An 11,373-nucleotide genomic window follows, 5' to 3' on the forward strand; every position below is an offset into this window, starting at 1 on the left:
TTCGCCGGCCGGGCGGCCAACGACGGACGGCGCATTCGCGCGGGCCAACGAGTGGTCGGCTATTCCCCCGTGCTGGACGGCCCGCGCATGCACGCCCGCTTCGCCGTCGTGCCGGAGAACGCCATCGTGGCCTTGCCCGACGACGTCGGCGACGAGGCGGCCGCGGCGCTCTGCGTCATGGGGCTGACCGCCATCGAGGTGCTGGAGCGCATCTGCCCGATCGGCCGCGGCCAGCGGGCGCTGGTGATCGGCGCAGCCGGCGGCTTCGGCGCCTATGCCGTCCAGCTGGCGGCGCACCGCGGCGCGGAGGTCACGGCGGTGGCCTCGGGCGCCAACGCGAGCTTCGTGCTGGCCCAGGGCGCGGGCGACGTGCGGCCTTACGAGGCCGGCCCAGCCTTTCACGCCGGCGACGCCTTCGACCTGGTGATCGACGCGCCGGCGACGGCGTCGTTCCGCGCGGCGGCGCCCTACCTGGCGCGCGGCGGGATGTACGTCTCCAGCAATCCAATGGCCGACGTGGGCGGGCTCGTCGCCGCGTGGTTCTCGTCCCGCCGCGCCGGCTGGCTGATGATGCTGCGCACAGACCCCGCGCGCCTCGCTCGCCTCATCGCGCTGGCGCAGGACGGCGCGCTGCGGCCCGCCGTCGGCAGTGTGTTCGACCTGGACCAGGCCGACGCCGCCTTCGACCGCTTCGCCACCCGCGGAAAACAGGGCCGGGTCCTGCTGCGCCTCTGACTCAGGCGAAGAGCGTCCAGAGCCCCCAGGCGATGAGCGCCGCCCCGCCGGCGCGGCCGATCCACAGACCGCCCGGCAGCAGCTTCTGCGCCAGCACCACCAGCGTCAGGCCGGCGATCCAGGCCAGGTTCATCACCCCGCCCACGAACAGCAGCAGCATGAGCGCCCAGCAGCAGCCGACGCAGTAGGCGCCGTGCTGAACGCCGAGCCCGAGCGCTCCCAGCCGGCCGGGCCGCCACTGCCGCGACAGGAACTCGGCGGGCGAGCGGCAGTGTGTGAGGCAAACCGTCTGGAGCGGCGACAGCTGGTAGAGGCCAGCCGCGATCAGCAGCCCGCCCGACAGCCAGCGGCTTTGCGAGCTCAGCATGCCCGACGAGACCAGGCCGGCCTCCTGCAGCGCCCACTGGGCGACCGCGGCGCCGACGGAAAACACGAGCCAGACGAGGAGGTAGCCTGCTGCGAACACGCCGCTGGGCGCCAGGCCCCGGGCGTGGTCCTGCGCCGCGGCGTGCCGGTGGACGCGGGCGTAGAGCAGGATGGCCGGCGCCGCGCTGGGCGTCATCATCGCCACCATCATGGCGCCCCACATGGCCACGGTGATCGCCCACAGGCTAGCGTCCCAGCCGGTCGGCTGCGGGGCCATAGCCGACATGTCCATCCCGGGCATGTCCATCCCGGCCATGTCCATCCCGGCCATGGGGTCGGCCGGAGCCGCGGCGGGCATTCCGGCGCCGCGCAGCAGGTAGATCCATGCGAGCGCGCACAGTACGAGCAGGCCCACACCGACGACCGCCCGCTCGCGCGCCAGCAGCCGTTCGAGCATGGACGGGTCGGCAGGCTCGCTCATGCCGCCTTCGCGCGGACGACCCCGTGGTTGTTCAGGTGCAGGCGGGCGAACTGGCCGTACTTGTCGTCGATCTCCACGCGCACGGGGCCGCTGGTGCGGCTGGAGGCGCTGCCGATCTCGGCCAGCGCGTATTCGAAGCCCTCGGGCAGCACGATCTGGGCCCGGCTCTCCGCGCCGCTGACGGCGTTGCGGATCGGCCGGCCGCTCATCTCGACATAGTCGGGCACGACCATCCGGCCCGTCCGCGCGTCCACATCGATCTCGATCTGAAGGTCAGTGAACACCGGCGGGTGCATGGTCGTCACCGTGGAGGCGTAGACCGCGAACATGGTGGCGAACGGGGCGGTGTCCTGGCCCGTCATGATCTTGAGCAGCGCCTCGCGCTGAGCGTCGCTGGCGCGGCGGTCGACGAAGGCGATGGCCTCGCCGTTCCCTTCGTGAATCGCGCCTGGCCACTTGAAGATCGCCCCGATGTTGAGGCCGTCCAGGCGCGTGTCGCCGTAGCGGCCCTCGTCGATCGCGATCGCCGCCACCGCGTGGCAGTGGCCCTTGTCCGGCAGCGCGTTGAACTGGCAGTTGCAGCCGTACTCGCAGGTGCAGTTCACCAGCTCACGGCCCTTGATCTCCCAAGGCGTCATCGGTCGGCCCTCCGATCCCCCGTAGAACCACGTTACGTCCGATTGGCCGCGTGGCAAATGGGGAACGCAAGTCAGCGACGGACCGCTTTCGCGGCCTTCGCCGCCATGCTTGATTGCACATCTTCAAAGTTCCCGGGGACGTAGATGCGCAAGTTGGCGGCAGGTATTGTCGGTCTGGCTCTGATGGGGGCGACGTCGGCCCAGGCGCAGGCGTCGTTGCGGCCCGACCAGACGGCCTTCCGCGAGATCTTCAAGGAGCTTGTCGAGACCAACACGACGCTGTCAGCGGGCAGCTGCACGGAGGCCGCGGCGAAGATGGGCGCGCGCCTGAAGGCCGCGGGTTTCGCCGACGCCGACCTGCACTACATCACCGCCCCGTCCAATCCGAAGGAGGGCAGCCTGGTGGCCGTCCTCAAGGGAACGGACCCCAAGGCCGGCGCGGTCCTGCTGCTGGGCCACATCGATGTTGTGGAGGCAAGGCGGGAGGACTGGACCCGGGACCCGTTCGTGCTGATCGAGGAGGACGGCTACTTCTACGGCCGCGGCACGGCCGACATGAAGGGCCTGGACGCCATCTGGGTCGACACGCTGATCCGGCTGAAACAGGCCAAGGCGCCGCCGAAGCGGACGCTGAAAATGGCGCTGACCTGCGGCGAGGAGACCGCCGAGGCGTTCAACGGCGCCGACTGGCTGGTGAAGAACCACGCCGAGCTGATCGCGGCCGACTTCGTGCTGAACGAGGGCGGCGGCGGGCGGCTCTCGGCGGACGGCAAGCGCGAGGTGCTGTCGATCCAGGTGGGCGAGAAGGCGGCGCAGAACTACCTCGTCACCGTCACCAACCCGGGCGGGCACTCGTCGCGGCCGCGGCCGGACAACGCGATCTACCAACTGGCCGACGCTCTCCTGAAGGTGCGCGCCTACGCCTTCCCGGCGAAGTTCACCGACACCACCAAGGTGGGCTTCGAGCTGCGCGCCCAGCGGGGCGACGCCGCCGGCCAGGCGCTGACCAGGCTGATGGCCGACCCGAACGACGCGGAGGCGGCCCGCGTCGCGGCCACCGACGTCAACGTGAACTCGATCCTGCACACCAACTGCGTCACCACCCGCCTCGACGCCGGCCATGCCAACAACGCCCTGCCGCAGCGGGCCACGGCCGTGATCAACTGCCGCATCTTCCCCGGCGAAACGGTGGAGGAGACCCGCGACACGCTCGTGAAGGTGATCGGCGACCCGGCCGTTAAGGTCGAGGTGATCCCGCCGGTCCGGCCCATCGCCACCAACCCGCCGCTCGACCCCAAGGTGGTGGGCCCGATGAAGACGCTCGCCGCCAAGCACTTCCCGGGCGTGCCGCTGATCCCGTCGATGTCGTCAGGGGCGACCGACGGCCGCTACTTCGGGCCGGCGAAGATGTACGTCTACGGCGTGCCGGGGATCTTCGGCGACCCGGACGGCAACGGCGCCCACGGCCTGAACGAGCGCCTGCGGGTGCGCTCGCTGTACGAGGGCCGGGACTACCTGTTCGACCTGATCAAGACGTACGTCGGGGCGAAGTAGCGGCTCAGCGCTCCGCGGCTGCCGGGGGTCGCCGTCCGCGTCCGGCGCAGCGACGCCCGCTGTCTCGGGGACCGGGGCGACCGCCGGCCGCGGCGCGTCGGCCGGGCGCGCCAGGACCGGCACGGATGACCTTGGAGCGGCCGACGGGGTTTCGCGCTCGGGCCTCGGGGGCTGCGGCTTGCGCAGAAGGAACAGGCCCGCGTGCGCCGCCAGCATGGCGCCGAAGACAACCTTCCCGGGCAATCTATCGCACACTCTCCCTATGCGCTCGGCAAGGCTCAGCTTGTTGGGCGGAAAATGGGCGAACGCGGGTCCATTTGAGGGTGCTTGCCCGAGGCCGAGGCCCGCGCCCGGCAGGGCGACCGCTTCGACAGTTCCACGAGGTCCTGCGCCGCGGCCGCATGCCGCTGGTGGCGCCGGAGCGGTGGTGAAGACGACGCTGGTCTGAGGCCGAAGTTCCGCGCTAGACGGGACGCAAGAAGACGAACGGGGAGACATCGGGAATGGCGGAGATCGCCGCGACGGACGCTGCGCCGGTGAAAGAAGGCGCGTCGCTGCGGACCGTGGTCGCCGCCTCGTCCGCCGGGACCACCTTCGAGTGGTACGACTTCTTCGTCTTCGGAAGCCTGACGGGCGTCATCTCCAAGACCTTCTTCACCGGCCTGCCCGAGACGGCCGGGCTGGCGGCGGCGCTGGCGCTGTTCGGCGCGGGCTTCCTGTTCCGGCCGCTGGGGGCGCTGGTGTTCGGGCGCATCGGCGACCGGGCCGGCCGCAAGGGCGCGTTCCTGGCCACGGTGCTGCTGATGGGCGGCGCGACCGTCGCCATCGGCCTCCTGCCCAGCTACAGCCAAGCCGGGTTCATCGGCCCGGCGCTGCTGATCCTGATGCGCATCATCCAGGGCTTCGCGCTGGGCGGTGAGTACGGCGGGGCGGCGATCTACGTGGCTGAGCACGCGCCGGCGAACGGTCGCGGCAAGGCCACGAGCTGGATCCAGACCTCGGCGGCGTTCGGCCTGTTCGGCGCCCTGATCGTGATCCTGCTGACGCGGCTGGCGATCGGCAACGCGGCCTTCGACGCGTGGGGCTGGCGCATCCCGTTCCTGTTCTCGGGCATCCTCCTGGGCATCTCGATCTGGATGCGGCTCAAGCTCACCGAGAGCCCCGAGTTCGCAAAGCTCAAGGCCGAGGGCAAGCAGAGCCAGGCGCCGTTCAGGGAAGCCTTCGGCCAGTGGCCGAACCTGAAGCTGGTGCTGATCGCCCTGGTGGGCATCATGTTCGCGCAAGGGGCGGTCTGGTACACCGCCTTCTTCTACGTGCAGACCTTCATGGAGCGCTTCCTGAAGGTCCCGCCCGAGACGATCAACATGCTGATGCTGTCGGCCACCGCGGCCAGCGCCGTGCTCTATGTGGTGTTCGGATGGCTGTCGGACCGGGTCGGCCGCAAGGCCGTGATGCTGTTCGGCATGGTCCTGATGCTGGCGGCCTACTTCCCCGGCTTCAACATGCTGTCGCGCACCTTGAACCCTGCACTTGCCGAGGCCGAGGCGGCCACGCCGGTCGTGGTGATCGCCGACCCGGCCGACTGCTCGCTGCAGTTCGACCCCGTGGGCAAGGCCGCATTCCTGTCGTCGTGCGACATCGCCAAGTCGACCCTGGCCAACGCCGGCGTCTCGTACCGTAACGAGCCCGGCGTGCCCGGTCGCCCGGCCATGGTGCGCGTCGGGACCCAGACCATCCCGTCCACCACCGCCGAAGGCCTCTCGCCCGAGGTCGCCAAGGCCGTGAAGACCAGCGTCGAGACGCGGATCAAGACGGCGCTGGCCCATGGCGGCTATCCCGCCAAGGCCGACCCTGCCCGCATGAACCTGCTGGGCGCGTTCGGCGTGCTGCTGGTCTTCGTGATCGCGGCCACGGCGCTCTACGGTCCGATCGCCGCCTGCCTGGTGGAGCTTTTCCCGACGCGGGTGCGCTACACCGCCCTGTCGCTGCCCTACCACATCGGCACCGGCTGGGTAGGCGGCTTCGTCCCCTTCACCGCCTTCGCCATCGTGACGGCCACCGGCGAGCTCTACTCGGGCCTCTGGTACCCGTTCGCCTTCACGGCGCTCTCGATCGTGGTCTGCTTCTTCCTGCTGCCGGAAACCAAGGGCAAACCGCTCAATACGTGAGGCGGCATGCGCTACGCGTTCGACGCGGAGGTCTGGCTCTACACCGGCGCCAAGTCGGCCTGGCATTTCGTCAGCCTGCCGCCCGAGTTCTCCGAGGGTATCCGCGGCCTGCGCGGGCCGCGCGCGGCCGGTTGGGGATCGGTGCGGGTCACGGCGACGATCGGCGAAACGACCTGGCGCACGTCGATCTTCCCCGCCGAAAGCGGCGTGTTCGTCCTGCCCCTCAAGGCCGAAGTGCGCGCACGTGAGCACATCGGCGCGGGCGATCGGGTGGCGGTGGCTGTCGAGATCGAGCTCTGAGCCGCCCCGGTCAGCGCTTTCCGTCCAGCTCCTGCAGGGTCGCGTAGCTAGGCTGGGTCGTCGCCTGGAGCTTTTTCGCCACCGCCTCCGCTTCGCGAAGCGCGCGCAGGACGTTGCCGCCGGCGAGCTTGCCGAGGTCGTCGTCGCTCCAACCGCGGCGGGCCAGCTCGGCCAGGAGGGCCGGGAACTTGTCGACACCGTCGAGGCCCGCCGGCGTGTCGCCGATGCCGTCGAAGTCCGAGCCGATACCCACGCAGTCCATGCCGCAGACCCTGGCGATGTACTCGACATGGTCGGCGACCATGGCGAGCGTTACGGGCGGCTTGGGGTGCGCCTGGTCCCAGGCCTCGAGCGCCGCCTTCGCCCGGTCGGGCTGGCCGATGTAGAGGCCGCCGAACGGCGGGGCGTTGTAGCGCGCCTGCTCGGCCGAGCGGTCGGCGGCCCATTCCATGCGTGCGCGGCTGACGTAGTTCGGTAGGAAGTTGACCATCACCACGCCGCGGTTGGCCTTCACCTTGGCCAGCACCGTGTCCGAGACGTTGCGGGCGTGGTCGGCAACGCCGTCGGCGCCGGAGTGGGAGAAGATCACCGGCGCCTGGGCGACCTCCAGAGCGTCCAGCATCGTGCCCTCCGACACATGGCTGAGGTCGACCAGCATGCCCAGCCGGTTCATCTCGGCCACCACCGCCCGGCCGAAGGCGGTGAGGCCTCCGTGCTGCGGGTTGGCCGTGGCGCTGTCGGCCCAGCGGGTGTTGATGGCGTGCGTCAGCGTCAGGTACCGCGCGCCGGCCGCGTAGAGCTGGCGTAGCACCGGCAGGCTGTCGCCGATCTGGTGGCCGCCCTCGATCCCCACCAGCGAGGCGACGCGGCCCGCCCTGTGGATGCGCACGACGTCGTCGGCGGTGTAGGCCATCTCGAAGGTCGCGGGATAGCGCTGGGCCAGCGCCTTCACGATGTCGATCTGCTCCAGAGTCATCTGCACGGCGACCGGCCCGTCGAAGCTGGAGGGGATGTAAACGCTCCAGAACTGGCCGCCCACCTTGCCGGCCTTCAGCCGCGGGATGTCGGTCATCATGCCGGGGCCGTCCGGCTCCTTCAGGCCCGAGGTGTCGGCCGCGAGGTCGACCTTCTCCGGATGGATCCCCACCCGCTGGCGGATGCCCCAGGGCACGTCGTTGTGGCCGTCGATCAGGGGGGTCTTCGCGAGCACCTTGTCCACCCGGGCCGCGATCTTCGGATCCACCGCCTGCGCCTGCGCTGCGGCCGCGAACAGAGACAGCGCCACGCCGGCGGCCAAGCTCATACGCATCTGGAACATCCCCTCGAAACTGCCGGCGCGATGCGAGCCCGCGGGTTGGCCCAAGTCAAGCACCGCCCCTTCTCGCTCGTCATCCCGCGACTTGTTCGCAGGATGACGATCGGGAGGGGACTAAGACGCGATCGGCAGGACCTGTGTGCCGACGCCCTTGGCGTCCAGGGCGGCCTGTTCGGTGCGCCAGGCGGTGCCGGTGACGAGGCGGGCGATGGTGAGGCCCTCGCCCGCGAGTTCAGCGAGCTGGTCGACGGTGCAAGCGTCCCGCCGCTCGGCGTCGCGGCGGGCGAGCGCCAGGACATCGGCGTGGGCGCCCTCGTCGCAGACCAGCACGTCGGCCGCCGCCAGCGCGCGGGCGGCGCGCAGGGTGAGCAGGTCGGCCGGGCCGCGGGCGTCGATGTACTGCACCGCCCCCAGCAGCATCGGCGTGTCGAACAGCGCCGCGCGCAGCCGCTCCTTGGCGCCCTCCATGTCGCCGGCGCTGGCCGCCTCGGCGGCCGGGCCGGTCAGGGCCGCGCGCAGGAACCGCCGTCGGGCGTGGGCGTCGGGAAGCGCGCCTCGCACCTCGTCCTGCATCGCCCGGAACAGCGCCGCCACCCGCCCAGCCCCTTCCGGCACGCGGGCCTCGATGTCGTGGCGCAGCATGGTGGCCAGCATGGGCGAGGCGCCGCCGGTGCCAATGGCCGCCACCACCTCGCCGCGGTCGATCACCGCGGGCGTGGTGAAATCGCAGAGCGCTGGCCGGTCGACCACGTTGACGGGCACGTTGGCCGCGCGCGCAGCCTCGGCCGCGGCCATGGCCCACTGGTCGTCCGCGGCCGCCACGAAGGCCAGCGTCATGCCCGCGTACGATGCCGGGTCCAGCGCCGCCGGCCCGGTCAGCCGCACGATCGTGGCGGGCGAGCCCGCGAACAGCCGCACCTTGGCCTCCGCCGCCTCGCCCTCGCCCGCGATGGCCAGGGAGCGGCCGGCGAGCGGGAAGAAGGCGGGGAAGGCGTCCATGCGCGCTATTTCAGGGTCTTCAGGTATTCGATGATCGCCTTGCGGTTCGGCTCGGTCCCCACCGAGATCAGCATCCTGGTGCCGGGCGCGAACGCCGCCGGCGCCTTCAGGAAGGCGTCGAGGCTCTCGTCCGTCCAGGTCCCGCCCTTGTTCTTCAGGCCCGGGGAATAGGCGAATTGCTTGGCCGCGATCGGCCCGCCCGCGACCCCCGCCAGCGGCGGACCCAGCGGCGAGCCGTTGTGGCACATCTTGCACTGCAGGTTGAAGAGCTGGGCCCCGTCCTGGGCGAGCGCGGGGCCCGCGAGCAGGGACACGGCGAGGGCGGCGGCAGTCATGCGAAGCATAGGCACTCCTGGATATCGGCGGATTTCGTAAGTCGGGTACGCAATAACCTTCAACGCCGCGATGAACCAACGTCAGATTTACGGGGCCGTCTGAACAGCGTTAGGATCGTCCCTTCAAATCAGTCAGCGGAGACCACCACTATGGCGACCACGGTGGATGTGAACGGACGGCCAGTGATCGTCAACTCACCGCCCGACACGCCCCTGCTATGGGTGCTCCGAGATGAACTGGGGCTGACCGGCACGAAATACGGCTGCGGCGTGGCCCAGTGCGGCGCCTGCACCGTGCTGGCCGACGGCAATCCGGTGCGCTCTTGCCAGCTGCCGGTCTCGGCGATCGGGGCGGCCAAGATCACCACCATCGAGGGCCTGGGCGGCAGTCACCCCGTGCAGCAGGCCTGGGTGAAGCAGGACGTGCCGCAGTGCGGCTATTGCCAGTCGGGTCAGGTCCTGAGCGCGGTCGCCCTCCTGCAGCAGACGCCGAACCCCGACGACGCGGCGATCGACGCGGCCATGGACGGCAACATCTGCCGCTGCGGCGCCTATCAGCGGATCCGCGCGGCGATCAAGGAAGCGGCAGCGGCGCCTGCGCCTGCGGCGCCGGCCACCCCCGCGGCTCCGGCGGTTTGAGGAAAGCGGCCATGAACAAGCCTCTGAAGAAGATCGCCGCAGCCGCCACGCGGCGCGAGGTGCTGGTGGTGGGCGCGACGCTCGCCGGGTCCAGCCTGCTGGTCGGCTGCTCGATCCCCGACATCCTGTCGGCCGGCTCGAAGGTGCAGGTCGGCGCCTTCGGCCCGTTCCTCAAGTTCGCCCAGGACGGGACGGTCACCGTCGTCTCCAAGCACATCGAGTTCGGCCAGGGGAACCATGCCGGCCTCGCCGCCATCGCCGCCGAGGAACTGGACGCCGACTGGACCAAGGTGAAGGTCGAGCAGGCCCCCGCCAACGCCAAGCTCTACGGCAACGCCGCCATGGGCGGCACCCAGGGCACCGGCGGCTCGTCGGCGATCTCCGACTCGTGGATGAAGATGCGCACGGCGGGCGCCGCGGCGCGCGCCATGTTCGTCTCGGCGGCGGCCACGAAGTGGGGCGTCCCGGCCGGCGAGATCACCGTGCTGAACGGCGTGCTGAGCCATCCGTCCGGCAAGCAGGCCGGCTTCGGCGAACTGGTCAACGAGGCCGCCAAGGTAGCCCCGCCAGAGAGCCCGAAGCTGAAGGACCCCAAGACCTTCACCCTGATCGGCCAGGACCGGGTGCGACGCAAGGACAGCCAGGCCAAGAGCGACGGCACGGCGCGCTACACCCTGGATGTCCGCATGCCCGACCTGCTGGTGGCCATGGTGGCCCACCCGCCGAAGTTCGGCGCCAAGGTAAAGTCGTTCGACGCGGCCGAGGCGAAGAAGGTCCCGGGCGTAGTCGACGCCTTCAAGATCCCCAGCGGCGTGGCCGTGGTCGCCAACTCCACGTGGGCCGCGAAGCTGGGCCGCGACAAGCTGAACGTCACCTGGGACGAGTCCAAGGCCGAGACACGCGGATCGGCCCAGATCCTGGCCCAGTTCAGGGACCTCGCCTCGGGCAAGACCGCTGCGCCGAAGAAGAACGGCTGGAAGGCCTTCGACGCCAAGGGCGACGCCGCCCAGGCCGCGGGCGGGGCGAACGCGCTGGAAGTCGCCTACGACTTCCCCTACCTGGCCCACGCCACCATGGAGCCGATGAACTGCGTGGCCATGGCCGGCAAGGGCCCGACCAAGCTGATATTCGGCTCCCAGACCCCGACGCTGGACCAGATGAACGTCGCCCGCGTGACGCCTGCGCTGCCGGGCTCCATCGAGATCGAGACCCTGTTCGCGGGTGGTTCGTTCGGCCGGCGGTCGAACTTCCAGTCCGACTACGTCGTCGAATGCGTCCAGATCGCCAAGAAGGTGGGGAAGGGGCGGCCGGTGAAGCTGGTCTGGACCCGCGAGGACGACATGCGTGCGGGCTACTTCCGGCCTCTGGTCCATCACGCCGTACGCGTCACCACGGACCGGGAAGGCTTCCCGGCCACCTGGCGCCACCGCATCGTCACCCAGTCAATCATGAAGGGCGCGCCGCCTGGCGCGCCGACGGCCGAGGTCGATTTCACCGCGGTGGAAGGGTCCATGGGTTCGCCCTACCTGAAGGCGACGCCCGTCGTGGACGCCCAGCTCATCACGCCGGATGTGGGCGTGCCGGTGCTGTGGTGGCGCTCGGTGGGCGCGACCCACACGGCCTATGTGATGGAGCACACCCTCGACCAGCTGGCGAAGCGCGCCGGCAAGGACCCGGTGGAGTACCGCCGGGCGCTCTACCAGAAGGCCGGCGCCAATCGGCACCTGGCGGTCCTGAACCTGGCCGCCGAGAAGGCCGGCTGGACCACGCCCGCGCCGGCGGGCTGGACCCGCGGGGTGGCGGTGCATGAGAGCTTCGGCTCGGTCGTGGCCCAGGTCGCCGA

11 protein-coding genes are annotated in these 11,373 nt (G+C 70.6%); 6 read left to right on the forward strand and 5 right to left on the reverse strand.

The window, feature by feature from the left end:
* On the forward strand, positions 1-735 hold a 735-nt coding region (locus tag VGD44_RS08890; protein ID WP_331086022.1), incomplete at its 5' end, for a zinc-binding dehydrogenase.
* A gap of 1 nt (position 736) precedes the next feature.
* Here the strand turns inward: VGD44_RS08890 and VGD44_RS08895 are convergent.
* Positions 737-1,582, reverse strand: a complete 846-nt coding sequence (locus tag VGD44_RS08895) for a DUF2182 domain-containing protein (protein ID WP_331086024.1) — start codon at positions 1,580-1,582, stop codon at positions 737-739.
* On the reverse strand, positions 1,579-2,220 hold the full coding sequence (locus VGD44_RS08900; protein ID WP_331086026.1) for a DUF1326 domain-containing protein: 642 nt from the start codon (positions 2,218-2,220) through the stop codon (positions 1,579-1,581). The genes VGD44_RS08895 and VGD44_RS08900 overlap by 4 nt, the downstream gene beginning before the upstream one ends.
* A 144-nt stretch (positions 2,221-2,364) precedes the next feature.
* Between VGD44_RS08900 and VGD44_RS08905 the strand changes: the two genes are divergently transcribed.
* The 3 genes from VGD44_RS08905 to VGD44_RS08915 all read left to right on the forward strand — a co-directional run bounded on the left by VGD44_RS08905 (position 2,365) and on the right by VGD44_RS08915 (position 6,242).
* Complete coding sequence (locus VGD44_RS08905; RefSeq protein WP_331086028.1) at positions 2,365-3,774, forward strand: M20/M25/M40 family metallo-hydrolase; 1,410 nt, start codon at positions 2,365-2,367, stop codon at positions 3,772-3,774.
* 503 nt (positions 3,775-4,277) lie between these two features.
* Positions 4,278-5,942, forward strand: a complete 1,665-nt coding sequence (locus VGD44_RS08910) for an MFS transporter (RefSeq protein WP_331086030.1) — start codon at positions 4,278-4,280, stop codon at positions 5,940-5,942.
* Positions 5,943-5,948: 6 nt separating this feature from the next.
* Entirely contained in the window at positions 5,949-6,242 is a 294-nt protein-coding gene (locus VGD44_RS08915) for a DUF1905 domain-containing protein (RefSeq protein ID WP_331086033.1), read from the forward strand.
* 10 nt (positions 6,243-6,252) lie between these two features.
* Here VGD44_RS08915 and VGD44_RS08920 read toward each other — a convergent pair whose 3' ends face one another.
* The 3 genes from VGD44_RS08920 to VGD44_RS08930 all read right to left on the reverse strand — a co-directional run bounded on the left by VGD44_RS08920 (position 6,253) and on the right by VGD44_RS08930 (position 8,900).
* The gene (locus VGD44_RS08920; RefSeq protein WP_331086034.1) at positions 6,253-7,551 is read right to left on the reverse strand and encodes a dipeptidase; all 1,299 of its coding nucleotides are present in this window, start codon (positions 7,549-7,551) and stop codon (positions 6,253-6,255) included.
* 120 nt (positions 7,552-7,671) lie between these two features.
* Positions 7,672-8,556 carry a bifunctional precorrin-2 dehydrogenase/sirohydrochlorin ferrochelatase gene (locus tag VGD44_RS08925; RefSeq protein WP_331086036.1) on the reverse strand — a complete coding sequence of 295 codons (885 nt, stop codon included), beginning with the start codon at positions 8,554-8,556 and terminating at the stop codon, positions 7,672-7,674.
* 5 nt (positions 8,557-8,561) lie between these two features.
* Complete coding sequence (locus VGD44_RS08930; RefSeq protein WP_331086038.1) at positions 8,562-8,900, reverse strand: c-type cytochrome; 339 nt, start codon at positions 8,898-8,900, stop codon at positions 8,562-8,564.
* Positions 8,901-9,041: 141 nt separating this feature from the next.
* Here VGD44_RS08930 and VGD44_RS08935 point away from each other — a divergent pair, with 141 nt between their 5' ends.
* Positions 9,042-9,530: a (2Fe-2S)-binding protein gene (locus VGD44_RS08935; RefSeq protein ID WP_331086040.1), complete on the forward strand. Its 489-nt coding sequence runs from the start codon at positions 9,042-9,044 to the stop codon at positions 9,528-9,530.
* A gap of 11 nt (positions 9,531-9,541) precedes the next feature.
* The coding region (locus VGD44_RS08940) for a xanthine dehydrogenase family protein molybdopterin-binding subunit (protein ID WP_331086042.1) at positions 9,542-11,373 on the forward strand (1,832 nt) is incomplete at its 3' end.

Origin of the sequence: Phenylobacterium sp. (genome assembly GCF_036402295.1) — a bacterium.
Classification (GTDB): Bacteria; Pseudomonadota; Alphaproteobacteria; order Caulobacterales; family Caulobacteraceae; genus Phenylobacterium.